Genomic DNA, 22292 nt, shown 5'->3' with positions numbered 1-22292 from the left:
TTGATTGTTCCAAATCGAGACAAAGCTCCCCCTACCGTGCTACGATGATAAATCGTGAAGTAGGTTTGGCTCAGTGGCGCAGTGGTTAGCGCAGGGGACTCATAAGCCCAAGGTCGCAGGTTCAAATCCCGCCTGAGCCATGATTTCATCCCAAAAAACACGCTCTCAGCTTTGAGAGCGTGTTTTTTAGATTTTTCGAGAAGATACTTGTAGTCGTTATGACTATGATATATTTGTAACAGTTCGTAAAACAGGAAACAAAATCTATGACGAGTGAATGCCTCCGGGTTGGTCAAGCTGCACCAGATTTCGCAGCAACAGCCGTAGTGGATCAGGAATTCAAGACAGTTAAACTGTCAGACTATAAAGGCAAAAAGTATGTAGTCCTGTTCTTCTATCCCTTGGACTTCACCTTTGTTTGCCCGACAGAGATTACAGCATTTAGCGATCGCCATCAGGACTTCAAAAACATCGATACCGAAATCCTCGGCGTATCCGTTGACAGCGAATTCTCTCACCTGGCTTGGATACAAACAGACCGCAAATCAGGCGGTGTCGGCGACCTCAACTATCCTTTAGTTGCTGACCTCAAAAAAACTATTAGTTCCGCCTACAACGTCCTCGACCCAGAAGCAGGCATTGCCCTCAGAGGTCTGTTCATCATCGACAAAGAAGGCATCATCCAACACTCTACTATCAACAATCTTGCCTTCGGTCGCAACGTAGACGAAACTCTCCGCACTTTGCAAGCTATTCAACACGTCCAGTCTCACCCCGATGAAGTTTGTCCCGCAGGCTGGCAGCCCGGTGACAAGACTATGACTCCCGATCCAGTTAAGTCCAAAGTATTCTTTGCTGCGGTTTAAGCAGATTGTCTTTGTAGGGACACGGCACTGCTGTGTCCTTACTCGCACAGACAAGAGACTTTCGTTGAATTTACTCGTTACCAACTAACCAGTTAAGCGAGGCTCTTCCTCTGGCTCTCGGTTCCCAGGCGCTTTGCCTAGGAACCAGTTAAAACTGTCAACTGTCAACTGCTATAATTACCCAACCCCTAACATATGCTGACTTCTACTGATTTTAGCGGCTTGTTAAATCAGCGGTTTTTCCAAAATTTATTGCCTGTTCCCGCGACTAATGTACTGAAGCTGGGACAGATGACCCCAGATTTTGAATTGCCGGATATTAATAATGGCAAAGTGGTGCGGCTGTCGAATTATCGGGGCGATAAGCCGGTAGTTCTGGCTTTTACTCGAATTTTTACTGAAAAGCAATATTGCCCTTTCTGTTTTCCTCACATTAAAGCTTTGAATGAAAATTGGGAACGGTTTGCCGATCGCAATATAGAATTATTGATGGTTACAAGCACCGACGACCGCCAAAGCCAAATTGTGGTTAAAGATTTAGGCTTGAAAATGCCTCTTTTGTCCGATCCAAGCGTAAGAGTGTTTCGGGCTTATGAAACAGGTCAAGCTTTGGGTGCTCCTTTGCCCGCTCAGTTTGTTTTGGACGAACAGGGAAAACTGATCTTCAAACATATGTTTTCTTTTATCGACCACAATGCTAGTGTAGAAACTTTGCTGAAATGTTTCGATAAGTAAGAAAATGGCAATGAAGTATCCTAATTCATAGTTTTTTACCGCAGATACACGCAGATGTATGCGGTTCAGTTTTGGTTTTGCGACAAATACTTATTGTGCCAATTCTCAGGGCGGAATACTCGGAGGTTCGCGAGACAGAAATCTAGGCTATAGCTGGAATGTAGCTAGTAGCAGTTGAAGCTGATGTCGTCTCCTCCAGGTCGATCGAGCAAAATAGAATTGAGCATCTTAGCCTCACATCCTGAGTTGTTGACAGGTTTAGATGCGTGGTTGCGGCTGGGCTTGATTTCTCCTGCTGAGGTTGAAGAATTGTGCCGGCAGTATTTAGTCTGCCCGCTTCCAGATCCGGTTGTACCCCTTTCTAAAATTGACGATCGGGCGTTAGCCCAGCTCTCAAACAGGAGCGCTCCTATTCTCGAACCCAAAATACCTGCTCTCTCTACACAAAAATCATTACCCAGTACCCCAAAAAACGTTGCGGAGCGCCCAAAAACCGCTCAAACCCCAAATTTTATCGGCGAGATTTTGCAGTCGCTAATAGCCGAAATTAGCGTGTTGTGGCTGTTATTCTTAGGACTGTTCATGGTAGTTGTCTCCTCAGGAGTCTTAGCCGCCAGTCAGTGGGAAAAATTTCCGGCCGCCGGACAATACGGAGTTTTGTTAGCTTATACTTTAACATTTTGGGCGATCGGCAGTTGGGCAAAAAAACAGTCTAATTTACACTTGACTGCTCAAACTTTGCAAGAAGTGACGCTGTTGCTAGTGCCGATAAATTTTTGGGCGATGGATACTTTTGGATTGTGGCAATATCCTTGGAATTGGGCAGTTGCAATCGCCGCCGCGCTTATTTTGACTTGGATAACCCGCAGGACAATCAAAGATCAGTATCAAAGTTTGTTTGGAAAAAACTTAACTCTATCCATCGCCCTAAATCACTTGGGCTTGAGTTACTTGCACTGGGGTTGGGGAGTGCTCGGCTTTTCCCTGGCTGCGGTTTATTTGGGTACCGTGGGAACTGCTGCTGCTACAGTTTATCAAGTTCAGCAACAACGGTTGCAATCCATCGCGCCCGGGGAAAACACTGAAACTTTCACCGCTGTCTTCAGTTCTACCCGAGATTTTTTGACTTACAAAAAAGCTGCTTTAATAGCTTATTCTTTAGGAATTTTACTGGGTCGGGCGATATTTGTCAAGGATGTAAATATCCATGAAATGGGTTTAGCTTTGGGTATTTGCGGCGTGCTTTTAGCATGGCTTGATTGGCAGCAACCTGTCGCATCGGAAACGACGATCGACAATATATCCTACCAGTCAAATCCCACTAACTTGTTCAACTGGCAATTAGCCGGAGGGGCTTTGTTGGGCTTGGGGTGGTTGGTTTGTTTTCGCGAAATTCCGCTACAGGCGATCGCAGTTAGCATTTTGGCGGTTGGGTTTTTTTACAACCGTTTAGTGCGCTTTTGGCAAGAGTTTGATTTGCTAATGCTTTTCGCCCTGGGACTTCAGAGTATTTGGATGTTTTGGCGAGTTGTTCCGGCAGGCATTCAAACACTTTTTGTAGCATTTTTAACTCAGCTTACCAACTCTCAGCAAACTCCTTGGGCTGTTTGGGGCGTTCTGCTATTGCCTTATTTAATTTTAACCGTAAGCGCGGCGCAGTTGCTCTACCGATCACGCAAATTTAAACTTGCCCATTTTGGCGAAAATCTGGCTCTCGGTTTGGGGAGTGTTTTAACTATTATTAGTTTAGTCAATCCCTTTTGGCGATCGCTCAATTTATGCGTTTCTACTCTCACATTAGCTTGGATGACTTGGAAATACGTAATTCCCGACAATTCCCGGCAATTTTCGATTCCTGCTTCTGCGCCTAACACAAACCGAAATCCTGGATTTTTGGTTTACCTGACTCACATTATCAGCCTGTGGGCTATATGTTCGGCAATTGACTTGTTTTTTCCCAACCAGAAACCTCCTATTTGGGCGGGAATTTTATTAGTTTTCATGGTGGCTGAATGGGGATTTTTTGTCAGGGTAAGAGCAGCAAATGCCCGACAAAGTTCTGCCGCTTTCCGCTGGCACCCTTCCTGCTGGCAAAGCGGATGGTATTTAGGATTGCTGTTGGCAGGATTGAGCTTTATCTTGCTCTACAATAATTTGCACTCTCCGTGGGGTTTGATTTGGCTGGCGGCGCCTTTGGCTTTGACTGCTGTTGCTAAATACACTGAGGTTTCTCACAAACAACTTGCCAGTACCTTGAGCGCGATCGCCCTAATCATCGCACAATTTCTGATTTTTGATTTTCCCCGGTACAGGTTAATTAGTTTGGGATTGGCAGCGCTGTTGATGTTAGTCAATACTTACTATTTAGTTGAGCTACCAGCGGCTGCGATTGCCGTCGGATTTGGCTTGACTTTTGTATGTGCGGTGATTTATGAATTAGGCTTTTTGTCTGGTTGGACTTGGGCAATTGCTGGGGCGATCGCACTTTTGTGTCTCTGGTTGCTTCGCAGTACGGTTATTCGTTATTCTACCAGTTTGCCTCAACCTTCTGGACAAGCTCAAATTTACGATCGAGCTTTGGATGGTTGGGCAATCTTACTCACCAGCTTGCTGTTAAGCAACATCACTGTTTATTCCTTTGAACTCTACGACGTAGGCACTACCTCGATTTTCCCAGCTTCTGATCAAGTGTTGGCGGCTACTTTGGTAATCGTCGCTGCGATTGTTTTCCGAAGTTGGCGCCAATTTTCCCCGCTGGCAATTTATGCCTTGGCTTGGAGTTTGGAGTTACTCACAGCAATCGGTTTGAGTTTTGTCGATCGCACTACAATTAATTTGGCAGTGGCGAATATTGCCCTCGGCTTATGTACGCAATTGTTGGGCGATTGGTGGCGCCGCAGTGCCGACGATCGCCGAATTTTACCCAGCATTCACGTGATACCGTTGGTTTACGGGGTATTGGGCTTGATTTTGCGATCGCACACCTTTACTAATAGCACTGGTTTAATCTCGCTAGGTGCGTCTTTAATTGCGATCGGTATTGGCAGGCGGCAGCAAGAATTTAAACCTTTAGTTTATTTGGGATTAATTGGCGTCTCAGCTTCCGCTTACGAATCCCTACTATATCAACTTTCCCAAACACGAGGAGGAGCTTTTGGCGACGGCTTAATTGTGCTAGCAACTCTCGGCACAACTTTAACCTATATCTATCGCATCTTATCTCCTTGGCTCAGCAGCTATTTGCATTTAAGTAATGCCGAATTAAAAATATTTGCTCACCTGCACTGGGTTTTGAGCAGTGTGCTGCTGATTTCAGCTTCTGGCTACGATCTTAAATCAGCCTTAAATCTAGGATTAGTCACTGGTACTCTATTAGTCCAGTACGCTTTATTGCAAGGGCGAAATAATCTCGATCGCCAATGGGCAGAAATTTGGATCTACCTGGGTTGGCTAGAAGCCTTTGGCATCCGGCTTTACTGGATGAATACGCCTTTAGTAAAATACATTTCCGGGCCCTTGGCACCCTGGAAAGTTGCCTTTGCTTCTCTATTTGCCTATTTCCTTTACATCCTACCTTGGGATAACTGGGGTTGGTCAAAAAAACCTTGGCAGATAATTGCTTCCCTGATTCCCCTAGTCACTATTTTGGAATCTCCGGCGAAGTTTTATCCGATTAGCTTGCTGGTAGCTGCCGCCTTCTATGTTTTTCTAGCTTGGGAAAAGCGCGAAGTCCGTTTTACCTACGTGAGTGTGGCGATAATTGACTGGATCTTGCTGCGGTGGTTTGGACAAATCGGACTGACTCAGCCGGAATTGTATTTTACTCCTTTAGGGCTTTCTTTCCTTTACGTTGCTCAGTGCGATCGCGCTTTGCGACTGCCGGCAAAAAAAACCCTGCGCCACAATCTGCGAATGCTCGCCACTGTGCTGATTTGCGGGATACCTCTTTTGACTCAGCAAAGCCACGGTTTAGTTGCCGGCTCTTTTAGTTTGGTGGCGATTGCAGCGGGTTTGGCGCTGCGAGTGCGGGCGTTTTTGTTTTTGGGGACAGCAATTTTCTTAATCAATGTTTTCTATCAGTTGGTGGTGCTGATTTTTGACTATCCGCTGATTAAATGGGCGATCGGCTTGGCTTTTGGGATTGTGTTTATCTGGATTGCTGCTACTTTTGAGACTCGGCGCGATCGCATTTCAGCTTTTGTCCAGCATTGGGTTGTACAATTGCAATCTTGGGATTGAGTTCTCCCCAATCAAATTATGTCGCATGGGAGGGGCGAGTTTACCAATCCCCTCTGATTATTTTTTCATAAAATTTTGAAAAATCGCCCTTTTTTTTGGGGTAAAAAGCTTGACGAGGCCGCGTTGATAAGGTACTATTAAATAATGGGAATGGTGACAATTTTTAATTTTAAGTTACCACTCCCATTATCTAAAATATAACCCAGAAATCAACTAAAGTCAATAGGTAAAAATCCCTTTTTTAGCGCCGCAATTTGAACTTGTGAAACCAGAGCAATCCAAAATAAAACGGCGGATTAACCAGATTTACAAAACATCAGTCAAATCCCAAACAAATCTGGGTGACACATCTTATCTTAGAAGGAGCGCCAAATAAATGATGACAACTCAGTTAATCAAGCGCCTGTTCACAGTAAAAGAATATCATCAGATGATTGAATCTGGCATCTTTACCAAAGATGATCGAGTTGAATTGATTCGAGGAGAAATTGTTCAAATGGCCGCCGTCGGTAGAAGGCACACATCCCATGTCAAGCGTCTGACAGAGTTATTCTATATCCGCTTATTATCGAGAGTAACGATTGGAGTCCAAGATCCTGTAGAATTGGGCGATCGCTCTGAACCTGAACCGGATATTTCCTTGCTGCGGCGGCGCGATGATTTTTATGAATTGGGACATCCTCAGTCAGAGGATATTTTACTAATTGTGGAAGTAGCGGATACAACCGCTGAAACTGACAGAAATATCAAAATTCCTCTTTATGCTGAAGCGGGTATTGCAGAAGTTTGGCTGGTAGATATTAACGAGCAATGTGTCGTAGTTTATCGGGAACCTTCTCTATCGGGATATCAAAATATTCAAAGATTCCAGCGGGGTCAGACTTTATCCATTCTAGCTTTTCCAGATATAGAAATTGCACTAGGTGATGTGTTGGGATAAAAAGCTGGACTCATACCATTTTTTTTGTGGCGCGACTTGAGAGTCTAAATGAACAATAATCAGCTATCAGCTATCGAGACTGAGGAAGAATACGATCGCCTCCTAGCAGTGGCCCAGCGGCTGACATTCGCAAAAAACCGCACTCCAGAAGAAAGAGCTTTACACAAGTTATTAGTAACGCTAATTGAAGTTTATGAGGCCCAAAACTATGCGATCGACAAATCCGATCCTCACGAGATTTTGCAACACATCATGGAAGCCAGTGGCACTCGTCAAGCTGACTTAGTGGGCATCGTTGGATCTAGTGGCGTAGTTTCTGAGGTTGTGAATGGCAAGCGAGCAATTAGCAAAGCACAAGCTAAGGCACTCGGCGATTATTTTAAAGTGTCGCCTAGTTTGTTCATTTAATTAGGATTAATCCCAAAAAATGCGATGCTATTTATAGGGTAATATCGTATCCGATCGATTAACCGCAGTCAGATTAGTTCGTAGTGCGGACTTCAGTCCGCTTCTGGAGAGCGGACTGAAGTCCGCACTACGAACCTACAAACCGTTTTTATTATGGTAATCGACCGGATATGATATAATATGCGCTGCGACGCACCCTACAAACTGGCATTTTTTAATTAAAAACCCGGTTTCTTGGAGAAACCGGGTTTTTAATCAGACATTATTTATCTGCGTCTCATCATACTTAATGGCTTAATGCGAATTCCGGTAATCTCGGCTCAGATTCACCACTCGGTAACACCTTAACCACACCGTTTTCATCCACATCTACGATCGCACTTTGACCGTCTTTCAGCTTCCCAGACAGCATTTCCTCAGCCAGTACATCTTCCAACAACCGCATGATGGCGCGGCGCAAAGGTCGAGCACCGTAGCTGGGATTGTAGCCTTCTGTAACTAACAAGTCCTTGAACTTGTCTGTCACCGACAAAGTAATACCCTGTTCGGTTAAGCGGCCGAAGACTTGCTGCAACATGATGTCTGCAATCTGCTTGACTTCTTCCTTATTCAACTGGCGGAAGACGATAATTTCATCCAAGCGGTTGATAAATTCGGGACGGAAGAACTGTTTCAATTCTTCGTTTACCAAGTTGCGAACGCGGCTGTACTGCGCGTCTGCGGCACCTTCAGCGAACTCGAAACCGAGACCACCACCGCCTTTTTCAATTACCCGCGAACCGATGTTTGATGTCATGATCAGCAGCGTATTCTTGAAGTCTACTGTCCGACCTTTGGCATCAGTCAAGCGGCCGTCTTCCAAGATTTGCAGCATCATGTTGAAGACATCCGGGTGAGCTTTTTCGATTTCGTCGAATAAGATCACTGTGTAAGGACGACGACGGACTGCTTCTGTTAGTTGGCCGCCTTCGTCGTAGCCTACGTAACCGGGAGGCGAACCGATGAGTTTGGAAACAGTGTGGCGTTCCATAAACTCCGACATATCTAACCGAATCATCGCTTCTTCGGAACCGAAGAAATATGTGGCTAGGGCTTTTGTCAGTTCGGTTTTGCCGACGCCTGTGGGGCCGGAAAAGATGAAACTGGCGATCGGGCGATTGGGATTTTTCAAGCCAACCCGCGCGCGGCGGATCGCCCGAGAAACTGCGCTAACAGCTTCTTCTTGGCCGATCAAGCGTTGGTGCAAGGTGTCTTCCATGTGCAGCAGCAATTCCGATTCCGATTCTGTCAGCTTGCTAACAGGTACTCCCGTCCAATTTGCCACAATGTGGGCGATGTCTTCTTCAGTGACGATGGGAGAGATTCTGATCTGGCTTTTGTTGATCGTAGCTTCAGCGATTTGGGCTTCAATTTCTAATTCACGATCGCGCAATTTTGCAGCTTTATCGAAGTCTTGTTCGCGCACAGCAGCATCTTTTTCTTTACTGACGGCCGGAAGTTGTTTTTTGAGTTCTTTAACTTCGGGCGGGGTTTGCGAGTTCAGCACGTGGACGCGGGAACCTGCTTCGTCAATTAAGTCGATCGCCTTATCTGGTAAAAATCGATCGTTAATGTATCTGTCTGACAGTGTAGCCGCTGCTTCTAAAGCTGCATCGGAAATTGTCAGTCGGTGGTGCTGTTCGTAGGCCGATCGCAAGCCGTACAATATTTCTATTGTTTCAGCCACGCTCGGTTCGCCAACTTTGATCGGTTGGAAGCGGCGTTCTAGGGCTGCGTCGCGCTCGATGTGCTTGCGGTATTCGTCCAAGGTTGTGGCGCCGACACACTGCAATTCGCCTCGGGCGAGGGCGGGTTTGAGCATATTGGAAGCATCCATGCTGCCTTGAATCGCACCTGCACCGACTAAGGTGTGAATCTCATCGATTACCAGAATGATGTTGCCGGCAGCGCGAATTTCTGCCATGATTTTCGTCAGCCGTTCCTCAAATTCGCCGCGGAATTTTGTACCAGCAATCAGCGAACCCATATCAAGGCTGATTACTTGTTTGTCTTCTAAAATTTCCGGGACGTTTCTGTTGACGATGCGCTGGGCGAGGCCTTCGGCGAGGGCTGTTTTGCCGACTCCCGGTTCGCCTACGAGCACCGGATTGTTCTTCGTGCGGCGCCCCAACACTTGGATCACGCGCTCGATTTCATTTTCGCGACCCACGACTGGATCTAGTTTGCCGGCGGCTGCTAGCTTAGTTAAGTTAGTGCCGAATTCTTCTAAAGTCGGGATTTTGCGATCGCCACCGCCATCTCCTCGGCCTCCGGGTACTGCCGCGACTTCTCCCACGGCGCGAATTACCTGCGTGCGAACTCTCTGGCGATCGATTCCCAGGTTTTGCAGCACCTTCGCCGCCACACCTTCATCGTCTTGAATCAAGCCAAGCAGGATGTGTTCGGTACCGATGTAATTGTGACCTAACTGTCGCGCTTCGTTCAGAGCCGTCTCAAAAATGCGCTTGACGCGGGGTGTAAACGGAATTTCTGGCGGCAGGAAGCCGGAACCTCTACCGATAATATTTTCTATCTCGTTGCGCGCCTCTTTCAAATTGAGGCCCATATCCAGTAATACTTTTGCAGCGATGCCAGTGCCTTCGCCGACGAGTCCGAGAAGGATTTGCTCGGTGCCTACAAAATTGTGACCGAGGCGCCGCGCTTCCTCTTGGGCTAGCATGATTGCTTTAATGGCTTGTTCTGTAAAGCGTTCAAACATATTTTTTCCTTCCTACTGTCTTGGCGAGGGCTGTATCGCTGCTGGTGAGGAGCGATTTGGAACACTACACAAATTATATATGTAAATTTTTGTGTATTTCCTTCAATTCAATGTATCGCTGCTAAGGAGGGGCGGACAGTGGGGAGAGCCGAATAGTAGGGGTGTGTTTGCCGTCTCGCACTACTAGCTACAAGTTTCGGTGCAAATTCAGGCTAGGAATCATACTATTTCTGGTCTCTTACTCTACTTTGCTGCTGCCCCCCTGTCAAGGATTTGCTCAAATGGGCTAGCAAAACTGCTTCAATGGCGATCGGCGAATGCTTTTGTTTGTAATCACCTGCTTCGAGCAAAAGTCTTTCGCCTCCAACAACGTAAGTTGATTTTAACAGGTTCAGGGACTTTTCGGCTGGTGCGATCGCCCTTACCAAATTTGCGGCATTTTTTAATTTCAATTATACACTGACTCGCCCCATAAATTATCCTAGCGCGATCGGCAGTGGTTTTGTACTTTTTGCTTTGTGATTTTTTAACCATAAATAATTGGTTTAAAGCCTCTCTTTTTTAGACAAAAATTAAAATCACACTATTGATTACTCAAATCCTCTTCCTTCAACGTACAGGTCGCACTCATCTGTCAACTGTCAACTGTCAACTCTTCGACTTCGCTCTTCGGGCAAGCTGTCAACTCTTCGACTTCGCTCTTCGGGCAAGCTGTCAACTGCCAACTGCCAACTGCCAACTGTCAACTGTCAAAGCCATTGTGCGAGCAATTGTTCAATAACTTTCACAAAGCCGATCGCAACTTGAATCAGCGGCCACCCCACCAAACTAATTAACACCGCCCAGCGATTTTGAATATCCAAACCTTGCCGAACCGCCACAATTACAGTTAGCAAACTCCACACTGCTAATATCCGCTCAATTCCTTCTCCCAGCAAGGGAATTAACGTTAAAAAATTTAGCACTTGCGGGGCGTAGGCAAATCCGATCGGAACCAGCAACTCGCCATAAGTGACGTGACCTGGTTTGAGCCACTCCCCGATTTTAAATATCGTGAAAGTCCAAAAATAATAACCCCCCGCAACTGCCAAACCCTCTATCCAAAGTGATAAAAATAATACTGATGGCTCAGTTCTATTGATTAACAAAATGACGGCGCTACCCAAAACGCGGGACACCGCCGCTAAAATTACAATTGTTAAAGCTATGCGCTTAGTTCTGCGAGTGTAGGGAGTTTTTTCGTAAAAATTGGCATTCAAAGAAAGCGCGTTCCAAAGCGTTGCCCGCAAACCTGCAATTGAATCTTCTCCCTTCACGTTAAACTCCTGCTCCTCAAGATAGTTGACAAGTTATACAAAATAATGTCTAATACAGCACAATCACCGAAATAATTCTACAGAATTAGGTAATTAACAGGCATTCTACCAGATTTGATTAAATGCTAAGATTAATTTTGCGGATACTGGCGTGGCTGCGCGGAGGAAGTTTAAATTTATTGATCGTCGCAGGTGTAATCCTGATAATTTGGGGCATTCTTTCGCCCGTGGGAACTATTATCTGGTGGCTGGGTCAAGGTGCAGAAACTTTGGGAATCAAGAAAAATCCGCCGGAGATATTGCCCTCAAACAAAGGTAATTTAGAAGCGCGCAAGTCTTCGCCTCTCAATTGTTATATCATCTTTTTACCGGGAGTTGGCGATTTTTCGGGGAACGAATTAACGCCGGGAGAAGAGTTTTTTCTGAAGCGTTTAGTTAAAACTCACCCGCAGTGCGTCGCAGTGGGCGATATTTTTCCTTATTCGGCTTCTAACAAAAGTTTGGGAGGAGAGCGGTTGTTTGCTCCTTTTTGGCGGTTTGCAGAACACGCAAAAACCGGGCCAATTGCGGGGGATATCTTGATCAAAATTCGCAATCTGTGGAGGTTTGCAATTTCTCTAGATTATCGCTACGGTTTTGCATACAACCAGGGAATTGCTAATGTAATTATCGATCGCATGAATGCTAAATCTCCGATTTCAGCTAATCCTCAAAAACCTGTGAAAGTTATTTTAATTGGGACTAGCGGCGGCGCCCAAGTTGCTTTGGGTGCTACTCCATATCTTAAGGACTGGCTGAATGCAGAAGTTACTGTTGTTTCGGTTGGGGGCGTGTTTTCGGGAGAAAATGGTTTTGCAGAAGCCGATCGCATTTTTCATCTGCGCGGCACTCGCGATCCAATTGAGGATATTGGCGGCATAGTTTTTCCCACTCGCTGGTACTGGTACGCGACTTCTCCCTTCAATCAAGCGCGAACTAGCGGCCGGTATGCAGAAGCTTTCAGCGGCCCTCACAAGCACGACGGCGATGATGGATATTTTGGGGAAAATCTGGCGGGGAACGGTCAAAAGTATGTAGATATCACGCTGGAAAAGATTAATCAATTGCCTGTTTGGTCTGAGGGCGCGGCTCAAAGAGAGGACTAAAGTCCTCACTACGAACCCGTAATTTAGGTTTGTAGTGAGGACTTTAGTCCTTCTTAATTCTTCAAGATTAGACTTGAATTGCAAAAATAATTAGGACGGGCTAGAAGCCTATCCTAAATTTTGATTAAAAAGACTTTGGCAATTCAAGTCTATTAATCAAAAAAGGACTGAAGTCCTCACTACAAACCTATTTTATTATAGTCGATCGACCGCACATCATCTCAATCGATAACATATACCTTTTTCAAATTGCACCAGCTCAAAAGCCGGGTCAAGATTTACAGTTGTTTCTCCTCCCCCTAGAAATAGATAGCCGTTTGGGCGCAACACCTGCCGCACTCTCGCTAAAATCGATTGCTTTGTCTGAACATCAAAATATATTAAGACATTTCGCATAAAAATAATGTCCATTTGAGGCACAGATGCAAAGGATTCAGTCAAGTTAATTTGGCGAAATTCGATCGCCCTCCGGAGGTCTTCTTTAATCTGCCATTCCTTGCCGCAGTGATGGAAGTATTTGTGTAACAATGCTGGTGGTAAACCCCGCACTACTTCGTGCTGCGCGTAGCAGCCAGAAATTGCTCGCTTCAGCATTGCTGTAGAGATGTCGCTACCAATTATCTTGACTTGATTTCTCGCCAACTGCGGAAAATATTCGCGCAGCAGCATCGCAATACTGTAAGGCTCTTGGCCGCTGGAACAAGCAGCACACCAAATATTTAAATTACCCTCGCCATCGCTCTGTTTTAATAATTGCGGTAATACTGATGTTTTTAACACCTCGAATGGGTTGACATCTCTAAAAAAAAATGTCTCATTCGTCATCATTGCTTCGACAATTGATTCGTAAAGCGGGTTAAAACGTTGTTGTTTAATTTTTTTTAACTCTGCAACTAACCCGCTGATGGAATTCGCCCCGGCTTCTTTTGCTACGATTCCTAAGCGCGATTCAACGAGGTACATTTTATCTTCTGCCAAAAATACACCGCTGCGATCGTATACGAGTTTTCGGATATAATCAAAATCTGCAATAGTTATCGGCATGATAATTAGGACATTGACAGTTGACAGTTGGCAGTTGACAGTTGACAGTTGACAGTTGACAGTTGACAATTGATAGTTGACAGTTGTCAATTGTTACCTACTACTAATCAACTAATGACTCATGACTAATGACTAATGACTAATGACTCATGACTCATGACTAATGACCACCCTTCGGCTTCGCTCAGGGCAAGATGACTAATGACTAAGGACTATTGACTGCTAAAATCTACAACTTTATCAACATCTAAAAATAGCAACAACTGACCTTCTAGCTTGTACGCACCTCGAATTAACGGGCGTATTTTGCTGGTGAAAGTATCTGGAGGAGTTTCAAAATCCGCTTGAGATACTTCTAAGACATCTCCAATATCATCGACTAACCAACTGACTGTTTCATCGCCACTTCTGACGATTACATTTAAAGGCAATCGTTCGATAGGCCGATCGCACAAATCCAACCGCCTCCGCAAATCAATCGCCGTGACAATTTGCCCCCTCAAATTGATCAATCCGCCCACTACTGGCGGCGCTAGCGGCACTCGCGTCATCTCTTGATAGCGGATGATTTCTTGCACTTTATCAACTTCTATACCAAAAAATAATTCTTCCACAAAAAAAGTACAAATTAGAGTTTTTTCAGTCATTTTTAAGTTATTCCTTTAATGGCATTATCTTGGGCTTGCCAACATCTGCTCGACTCCGAATAAATTGCTGTTAATTACTGCATCTACATCGAGAATTTCCGTAACTTGACCCTGAATCACGGCACAATATGAAATTCCTGCTTGAGTAGCTGTACCTTTAATGTCGATCGCCTGTTCTACAATGTCCAGAATGCGATCGACTACTAGACCCACTTGGTGCTCTGAGCCGATCGACACCACGACTAACGGCAGTTTATCATCTGCTGCGCCCGATCGCCCGCCAAGACCGCTGGGCCCCCAATCAGCCGACTCGCCACCGCTACCAAACACCGCCGACAGATAAATCACCGGCATAATTTGGTTGCGATACTGTACCACACTCTGCTTCCCGACTCGCTCCAACTGATGGCGGGGAAACTCTTCCAAGCGGCAAACTCGCGATAGGTGAATTGCCATCCGCCGATTGTCTGGGCCCTGAAATACGAACAACTGTTGCGGAGGTTCTGAAGATTCGCGGCGACTGTTTTCGTCAGCTAAAATAGCCTTTTCCTGAACCTCCGTCATGTGGGTTTTCTGAGCAATTCCATGCACGTCCAAAATCAAAGCAACTTTACCGTCACCCATGATAGTTGCTCCCGCAAAACAAGCTAGAGATTTTAGTTGTTTTCCTAAAGGTTTAACCACAATTTCTTGCGTGTCGTTGATGGCATCAACCACCAACCCAAAAGGTTTGTCTGTCGCTTGCACCACCACAATATTCAGAGCCTCATCTAGGTCGAATTGCGATTTTTTGCCGTTTTCTACAATTTCTGTTTCTAACTGTAATTCCCGGTTTAAATAAATCAGCGGCAGCAGTCGCCCCCGCAACCGATATACGGGCGTCCCGTGAAACATTTCTATTTTTTTAATTTGTTCTCCTTCCAAGCGCATTAGTTCTAGCAAATTGACTTGAGGAATCGCATATCTGTCGCCTCCGGTAGTAATAATTAATGTCGGAATAATCGCCAGAGTTAAAGGAATTTTTAGCTTAAAAGTTGTGCCTTTACCGACTTGACTGTGAACGTCGATCGTGCCGCTAATTTTTTCAATATGTGTCTGAACCACGTCCATCCCCACTCCCCTACCGGAGATATTGGTGATTTTTTCGGCTGTCGAGAAACTGGGCATAAAAATTAAATTCAGTGCTTCGCGATCGCTCATTCTCGCCGCGTCAACAGCCGAAAATATTCCTTTTTGTACCGCCTTAGTTCTAATCCTATCCGGGTCGATTCCCCCGCCGTCATCGGAGATTTCAATGTTTACTTGACCGCTTTCGTGATAGGCTCGCAGCAGCAGTCTCCCGACGGCGGGCTTGCCTTTGGTAACGCGGACTTCTGATGTTTCGATGCCGTGATCGAGACAGTTGCGGACTAAGTGGGTGAGCGGGTTGGCGATCGCCTCAATTAATGTTTTATCTAATTCCGTTTCTTCGCCTTCCATGTCTAACTGCACTTGTTTTCCCAAGCTGAATGCTGTGTCGCGTACTACCCGGGGGAATTTGTTCCAAATAGTGCGAATTGGCTGCATTCTGGTTTTCATTACTCCTTCTTGCAGTTCGGAAGTAACTAAGTTTAAGCGGCTGGATACTGATTTTAATGTATCGTCGTTTTGGACGTTTGCTGTTTGCGTGCTGGCAAATTCTAAGATTTGGTTGCGGCACAAGACGAGTTCGCCTACTAAGTTCATTAGTTTGTCGAGCAAGCCGACATCTACTCGGATTGCAGTGTCGGAAATTTTGAATTTTTCGCTCTCTGTATCTGCCGTATTTACCTGTTCTGCGGCAGTATTAGTAATGGCGGGAGGTGCCATTTGGTCGATCGACAATAAAGCTTTTTCACACAAAGGCTCTGTTGTCAAGTCTAATTTTTCCGGTTCCGGGGCGGCAACTTCTAAAGCTGCGGGGGTGGATTCAAGGGATCTCGCACTCGGCTCTACTTCGGATTGGCCGCCCTCGGCTGCTTGGAGTTGCAACAGTCGATCGAGCAATGCGGTGTGGGCGATGGGGCTTTCTTCTCCCGTCTTTTCCAGGGCTTCCATGTGCGATCGCACCGCATCGATTGTCTCCAACAAAGCGCTAGTAATCTCAGGAGTTATCGCCATTGTGCGATCGCGCAAACGACTCAGCAAATTTTCTCCCGCGTGGGCTACCGCCTCCAGTTTTTCTGCACCCAAAAAGCCGCTATTGCCTTTAATCGTGTGCAAGCTGCGGTAAATCCGGTTCATCACATTTGGATCGGCATCGTTTTGTTCTAAAGCTACTAAATCCTCCTCAATTTGGTTGAGATATTCGTAGCCTTCAATCAAAAATTCCTTGACATCTTCATCAATTTCCATCGATCCCGTTCCTTATTCATCGGTTTGACGCGCAAGATTCAAATAAATCATCTAATAGTTTTAAAATGTAGTGCGCCCCAGTCAGCATTATGCTCGATCGGGCGATCGGCTGGATGATTGCCAACTTGCCCCCATTAGTATACTATATTTATACAAATTAGCCTAAATAATTAACTTCCCAGCACTACTGTCGGATTTTTTAAATCTGGTAATAAAAAATTCATCTCAGGGTTTACCAGACAAAGTGCCAACCAAAATGCAGGACTTAAACAGTCTGGGTGCGCCCCAACCCGGTTTCTCAGTAAATGCCTGTCTCAAAACATCTTATTTATTGTATATACTGGATTTCGTGGAGCGGCGATCGGAAAGAAGCTGGCAGAATAAATAAATATAAATTTCTTGAATTATTACCTCAAAAATATATTTTTTTACAGCTTCTTTTGTATACATAAATTTGCCAAGTTTTTTCCATAAATAAAATGCTAGAACAAATAGAACAAGCCCAAGAAAAATTCAGCGTTCTCGATCGAGTTCCCATCGGATTGTGCGTGATAGATCGCGATTTTACCGTGCTGTTTTGGAATCGGACTCTAGAGCAGTGGACAAAAAAGAGCAAAAAAGAAATAGTAGGAACCAACCTCAAAACTCACTTTCCTCAACTCGACGCACCTAAATATCAATCTCGCCTCAAACAAGTATTTAACAATGGATTGCCCGCCGTATTTTCTCCACAACTGCACCAGTCCCTAATTTCATCAAATCTACGCAACGGCAAACCGCGAATTCAAAATACCAACGTTACTCCCATACCAGCGCTCGAAGGAGAAGGTTTTTATGCTTTAATCGCGGTTCAAGATATTTCCGAAGTTACGCAGCGCATCCAAAACTACCAGCAAGAAATTAAGCAGCGATTAGTTATAGAAGAAGAACTCAAGCGCGCCACCACCGACGCCGAAGCTGCTAACCGAGCTAAAAGTGAATTTTTGGCAATGATGAGTCACGAAATCCGCACGCCGATGAACGGAGTTATCGGCATGACTGAGCTGCTCCTAGACACGCAACTGTCGCCAAACCAGCGAAATTTTGTGAATACAATCCGCACCAGCGGTGATGCTTTGCTGGCAATTATTAACGACATCCTCGACTTTTCTAAGATAGAAGCAGGCAAGCTGGATTTAGAACGAGAACCGTTTAATCTCAGAAACTGTGTTGAAGAAGCTTTAGATTTAGTCGCGATGAAAGCTGCTGAAAAACAGCTCGATTTAGCCTGCGAATTGGATGCCAGCGTCCCCGCTTTCCTGTACGGAGATGTCACCAGACTGCGACAAATTTTGATAAATTTGCTCGGTAATGCTACCAAATTTACCGAAGCAGGCGAAGTGGTAGTTAAAGTAACAGCAAAACTGATTGCCCGCGCTGCTATAGAAGTTGCCGAAACAGACTTTGTTGCTGCAAAAAATTTGGGCTTTGACAGCCAAGCATCCCGTCAAAAACCTGCTTTAAATTTTCCATTTCCAGACTCCGGTACTCACACTCCTCAATGTCTAGAAAAATCAGAAATTGGCAATTATCAAATTCAATTTACTGTCAGAGACACAGGCATCGGAATTTCAGCCGATCGCCAAAATCTACTATTTAGAGCCTTCAGTCAAGTTGACAGTTCCACCACTCGCAAATACGGCGGTACAGGCTTAGGTTTGGCAATCAGCAAACGCCTGAGCGAAATCATGGGCGGTACGATGTGGGTAGAAAGCCAAATCGGTAAAGGTTCTAAATTTTATTTTACCATCAAAGCTCAAGCAGCACCTGCTCCTGTAGAAATATTAAACCTGAATGCACCGCAGCCTCAACTAGCAGGTTTGCGGTTGTTGCTAGTTGACGATAATGCTACTAACCGCAAAATTATTACCCTCCAAGCTAAGTCTTGGGGAATGGTTGTGCGCGCTGCCAAATCCGGCGCCCAAGCGCTGAAAGTGCTGCAACGTCAAAGTCTGTTCGACTTGGCGATTTTAGACTTTCATATGCCCGCAATGGACGGCATTACTTTAGCTGAAAAAATGCGGGATGTTCCTCAAGGTAAAAATTTACCTTTAATGATTTTGAGTTTTGGCGGCCGGCCATCGACGCGGGAATTTCAAGGGCGAGTTGAATTCGCAGCTTTTATATACAAACCAATTAAGCAAGCGCAGCTCCATGAAGTTTTGCTCCGCATCATTAACGGGGAATGTACTATAAATCATCCCTGTGTTGTACAACCTCAATTGACGCAGGAATTCGCGGCAAAACTGCATTTAAAAATCCTGATAGTTGACGATGTAGAAGTCAATCAAATGGTGGCCGCCCAGATTTTAAACAAGTTAGGCTACAATTCCGATTATGCTAGCAGCGGCCGAGCAGCTTTGGATGCTTTGGAGCGTTCGGAATACGATATTGTGTTTATGGATATGCAGATGCCAGAAATGGACGGGCTGGAAACTACTCGCCTGATCCGCCAGCGGTTTGCGAGGGATTTGTCTTTACAAAATCCTGATTCAGCAGCTCGATTTTTAGCCACAGACGAGCAATCTGAGGATCTAACTTCCCCCAGGGAAAATGCCAAATCGACTTCTCCTTGGATTGTGGCGATGACGGCTAATGCGATGCAGGGCGATCGCGAGCTTTGTTTGGGAGCTGGGATGAATGATTATATCACTAAGCCGGTGCGAGTTCAGGCTATAGTTCAGGCGATCGCCGCTTTCGATCGAGAAACCGAGCGCTCCGAGTTTCATCCCGAGCTCAAAAATCCGCAGCCACAGCCGACAGACTTGGCTTCACAAGTTCTGTCTGGAGACGAGATGAAAAATGTTGAGCCGGAGATTGACGAAAATGCCTTTCAAGAGTTAAAGCATTTAATCGCCCGTGCAGGTGTTTTGATTTCACAAATAGAAGCTGGATCTCAATCGATACCGCCAAAATATCATCCTCATATTGAGGAAATTATAGCCGTTACGGGCAACATTCAATTGCCGGCTTTACCTGCTGTGACAAATCCCAGCTCAGCACCAGAAAAATCCCAAAATTCACCGCTAGCAGCCGCAGCAACATCTCTACCAAAAACAGCCACATCCGCGATCGAAGTGCCGCCTCTTGACAGTCAAACTTTTGAAGAAATCAAAGAGTTATTAGGAGACGAAGCCCAAGAATTTTGGAGCGAACTCGTTGAGAAATTTCTGGAAGTTGTACCGCCAAGATTGCAGCAACTCGCAGATGCTGTCAATCAAGCGGATGCTCCAGCCATGAAAGCCTCTGCTCACGCTCTTAGAGGTGCTTGTACGACAGTCGGAGCGCTCCCTTTGTTTCAATTGTGCGCCCAGCTAGAACAGATGGCGCGCAATGATACGATCGCCGGTAGCGAGGTTCTGATGTGCAAAATTGCCGCCGAATATCAACGGGTAAAAGCGGCTTTGCTATCTAGTTAAGCTGTTGGACATTTTAGTTGAATATTTGGGGCGCGCTCCGTGGGTGCCCCCCCCGCAGCCCGATGGTTGAGAATGTATTGCTGATTGACAAAAGCGATCGGATATGAGTTTAGCCGCGCAGGGCGATCGATCGTTTTCCCCAAAATCTTTGAAATATTAGGCTATTTAGCCAATTGCACAACTTTAAAAATTTTGACATAATATTATAGAATTCTCAACATAATCTCAACAGCAACGCGACAACTAAATCCGTAGCTTTTCCCTGACTGTAATTTTACAGTATAAAAAAATACACTCAATTATCGGTCGCGCCGCAAGTTCAGTTTCATAGGGAGTATTAGATTATACAAGTGTTGGAAATTACCAGAAAGAATTGGTTGAAAGCCGGAACCCTTGTAAGGAGAAATTACAACAAGACTATTGATTGCTCCAATCCTCTTGGTTCCTGGTAGAACTCACTGTCAACTGTCAACTCAACAGAGCATCAACTTATCTATCTCAACCCAGAAATTAAATCTATCTGTTTCTGACTAAGAACTTGATGATATTCTCGCAATACTATGATTAGTGCTGACTTTAGAAAAAACTCGCCAACCCCACCCCAAATTTTGATCGTCGATGACGAACCAACCCAGCAGCTATTTACCCGCCGGATTGTGGAAAAAGAAGGCTACCGGGTAATTGAGGCATCAAACGGACAAGAATGTTTAGATATTTGTCAAAAGATGCTCCCAGATATTGTCTTATTGGATGCCATGATGCCTGTAATGGACGGTTTTACTTGCTGCGCTCAACTCCAAGCCCATCCCCTGACGCAAAACATCCCGGTGCTAATGCTGACAGCGCTAGATGACAAAAAATCAGTCAATCAAGCTTTTGAAGTAGGAGCAACAGATTATGTGACAAAGCCGATTCACTGGCCAGTGCTGCTTCAGCGAGTGCGGCGCTTGATTCAACAGTCTCAAATGTACCGGCAGTTGATCGAAAGTCAAGAGAAAACTCAAAAATTATTGCTGAACATCTTACCAGAGTCGATCGCCCTGCGGCTGCAAGCAGAAGTAACCGAACACTTGGTAATCGCCGATCATTTCCCCAATGTCAGTGTCTTATTTGCTGACATGGTAGGCTTTACCAAGCTTGCCTCAGAAATTCCTCCCATTGAATTAATAGTCAAACTCAATTCGATTTTCTCAGAATTTGACAAACTAACCGAGAAATACGGGTTAGAAAAAATTAAGACAATTGGTGACGGCTATATGGTAGCATCTGGATTACCGATCCTTCGGGACGATCATGCTGATGCGATCGTACAAATGGCCCTAGCCATGCAGCAAGCTATGGCGCGGTTAAACGCCCAAACAAAAGAATTCCACAGCCTGCGAATTGGCATTCACTCCGGGCCTGTGGTTGCAGGGGTCATCGGAACTAAAAAGTTCAGCTACGATCTTTGGGGCGACACAGTAAACACCGCAAGCCGCATGGAACAATACAGTTTTCCCGGCTGCATTCAAGTGACAGAAGACACCTACAAACAGTTGTCAAACAAACATTTGTTTGCAGAAAGGGGCATGATTGATGTTAAAGGCAAAGGTAAGATGAAAACTTACCTCTTATAACAGTTGACAGTTGACAGTTGACAGTTGACAGTTGACAGTTGACAGCTTTATTCAGTTGACAGCTTTATTCAGTTGACAGTTGACAGCTTTATTCAGTTGACAGCTTTATTCAGTTGACAGTGGGTGCATCTTCTCGCTTCTATAGGAGTGATTATTAGCTAAACTCGCCCCTACAAAATACTCTTGTTTTTTGTGAAATGACCTACTGATCCGAAACTATCCATTCCCAATTCCCAATTCCCAATTCCCAATTCCCAATTCCCAATTCCCAATTCCCAATTCCCAATTCCCAATTCCCAATTCCCAATTCCCAATTCCCAATTCCCAATTCCCAATTCCCAATTCCCAATTATTTAACTTAAGGAAAGCGCCAAAATGGGTTTAGTTTTAATTATAGATGATGCAGCATTTGCTCGGCGAATGATTCGCAAAGCAATCGAAGAAGCCGGACATCAAGTTATAGAAGCAACCAACGGACAAGAAGGGTTAGATATGGCTGCTTCGCATTCGCCAGACTGTATCATGACAGATTTGTTAATGCCAGAAATGGACGGTTTTGCCTTCCTCAAAGCCCTGGGCGAAAAAGGTTCAAAAATTCCAGTAATCGTACTTTCAGCAGATATTCAAGACAGCGCTAAGCAGAAGTGCGCTGAATTGGGAGCATTTATGATGCTGAAAAAGCCCCCAAAAGCTCCAGACATTCAGGCTGCAATCCAAAAAGCTCTGGATAGCAAATAGGAGATAGGA

The 22292-nt window shown here is 45.2% G+C and carries 16 protein-coding genes and 1 tRNA gene; 10 read left to right on the top strand and 7 right to left on the bottom strand.

Annotation, left to right across the window (positions count from 1 at the left end):
- The first annotated feature begins 67 nt into the window (after nt 1–67).
- The 6 genes from QZW47_RS13250 to QZW47_RS13225 all read left to right on the top strand — a co-directional run bounded on the left by QZW47_RS13250 (nt 68) and on the right by QZW47_RS13225 (nt 7188).
- Nucleotides 68–140, top strand: a tRNA-Met gene (locus tag QZW47_RS13250).
- A gap of 126 nt (nt 141–266) precedes the next feature.
- Nucleotides 267–866: a peroxiredoxin gene (locus QZW47_RS13245; protein ID WP_293127887.1), complete on the top strand. Its 600-nt coding sequence runs from the start codon at nt 267–269 to the stop codon at nt 864–866.
- Nucleotides 867–1061: 195 nt separating this feature from the next.
- Nucleotides 1062–1601, top strand: a complete 540-nt coding sequence (locus QZW47_RS13240; protein WP_293127886.1) for a peroxiredoxin — start codon at nt 1062–1064, stop codon at nt 1599–1601.
- Between the two features lie 183 nt (nt 1602–1784).
- The gene (locus QZW47_RS13235; protein WP_293127885.1) at nt 1785–5840 is read left to right on the top strand and encodes a hypothetical protein; all 4056 of its coding nucleotides are present in this window, start codon (nt 1785–1787) and stop codon (nt 5838–5840) included.
- A 379-nt stretch (nt 5841–6219) separates the two neighbouring features.
- A complete protein-coding gene (locus QZW47_RS13230) occupies nt 6220–6780 on the top strand; it encodes a Uma2 family endonuclease (protein ID WP_293127953.1) in 561 nt (186 codons plus the stop codon).
- Nucleotides 6781–6828: 48 nt separating this feature from the next.
- Entirely contained in the window at nt 6829–7188 is a 360-nt protein-coding gene (locus QZW47_RS13225) for a transcriptional regulator (protein WP_293127884.1), read from the top strand.
- A gap of 286 nt (nt 7189–7474) precedes the next feature.
- On the opposite strand, the gene QZW47_RS13220 is transcribed toward QZW47_RS13225, so the two are convergent.
- From QZW47_RS13220 to QZW47_RS13210, 3 genes are all read right to left on the bottom strand, one after another.
- The gene (locus tag QZW47_RS13220; protein WP_293127883.1) at nt 7475–9946 is read right to left on the bottom strand and encodes an ATP-dependent Clp protease ATP-binding subunit; all 2472 of its coding nucleotides are present in this window, start codon (nt 9944–9946) and stop codon (nt 7475–7477) included.
- 224 nt (nt 9947–10170) lie between these two features.
- Nucleotides 10171–10398: a hypothetical protein gene (locus QZW47_RS13215; protein WP_293127882.1), complete on the bottom strand. Its 228-nt coding sequence runs from the start codon at nt 10396–10398 to the stop codon at nt 10171–10173.
- A gap of 297 nt (nt 10399–10695) precedes the next feature.
- A complete protein-coding gene (locus QZW47_RS13210; RefSeq protein WP_293127881.1) occupies nt 10696–11262 on the bottom strand; it encodes a hypothetical protein in 567 nt (188 codons plus the stop codon).
- Between the two features lie 122 nt (nt 11263–11384).
- On the opposite strand from QZW47_RS13210, the gene QZW47_RS13205 reads away from it, so the two are divergent.
- On the top strand, nt 11385–12407 hold the full coding sequence (locus QZW47_RS13205; protein WP_293127880.1) for a hypothetical protein: 1023 nt from the start codon (nt 11385–11387) through the stop codon (nt 12405–12407).
- 216 nt (nt 12408–12623) lie between these two features.
- Here the strand turns inward: QZW47_RS13205 and QZW47_RS13200 are convergent, their stop codons facing one another.
- The 3 genes from QZW47_RS13200 to QZW47_RS13190 form a co-directional block, all read right to left on the bottom strand.
- The gene (locus tag QZW47_RS13200) at nt 12624–13541 is read right to left on the bottom strand and encodes a protein-glutamate O-methyltransferase CheR (protein ID WP_293127879.1); all 918 of its coding nucleotides are present in this window, start codon (nt 13539–13541) and stop codon (nt 12624–12626) included.
- A 122-nt stretch (nt 13542–13663) separates the two neighbouring features.
- Nucleotides 13664–14098: a chemotaxis protein CheW gene (locus QZW47_RS13195; RefSeq protein WP_293127878.1), complete on the bottom strand. Its 435-nt coding sequence runs from the start codon at nt 14096–14098 to the stop codon at nt 13664–13666.
- A 24-nt stretch (nt 14099–14122) separates the two neighbouring features.
- Entirely contained in the window at nt 14123–16471 is a 2349-nt protein-coding gene (locus QZW47_RS13190; protein WP_293127877.1) for a chemotaxis protein CheA, read from the bottom strand.
- A gap of 479 nt (nt 16472–16950) precedes the next feature.
- On the opposite strand from QZW47_RS13190, the gene QZW47_RS13185 reads away from it, so the two are divergent.
- Complete coding sequence (locus QZW47_RS13185) at nt 16951–19929, top strand: response regulator (RefSeq protein WP_293127876.1); 2979 nt, start codon at nt 16951–16953, stop codon at nt 19927–19929.
- A 560-nt stretch (nt 19930–20489) separates the two neighbouring features.
- Nucleotides 20490–21545, top strand: a complete 1056-nt coding sequence (locus QZW47_RS13180; RefSeq protein ID WP_293127875.1) for an adenylate/guanylate cyclase domain-containing protein — start codon at nt 20490–20492, stop codon at nt 21543–21545.
- Nucleotides 21546–21747: 202 nt separating this feature from the next.
- Here the strand turns inward: QZW47_RS13180 and QZW47_RS13175 are convergent, their stop codons facing one another.
- Complete coding sequence (locus tag QZW47_RS13175) at nt 21748–21894, bottom strand: hypothetical protein (protein WP_293127874.1); 147 nt, start codon at nt 21892–21894, stop codon at nt 21748–21750.
- Between the two features lie 26 nt (nt 21895–21920).
- Here QZW47_RS13175 and QZW47_RS13170 point away from each other — a divergent pair, with 26 nt between their 5' ends.
- Nucleotides 21921–22283 carry a response regulator gene (locus QZW47_RS13170; protein WP_293127873.1) on the top strand — a complete coding sequence of 121 codons (363 nt, stop codon included), beginning with the start codon at nt 21921–21923 and terminating at the stop codon, nt 22281–22283.
- Nucleotides 22284–22292 lie beyond the last annotated feature (9 nt).

Source organism: Microcoleus sp. bin38.metabat.b11b12b14.051, assembly GCF_013299165.1.
Lineage (GTDB): Bacteria > Cyanobacteriota > Cyanobacteriia > Cyanobacteriales > Microcoleaceae > Microcoleus.
Note: the sequence above shows the minus strand (reverse complement) of the source record. Positions and strands in the feature narration are given on the sequence as shown.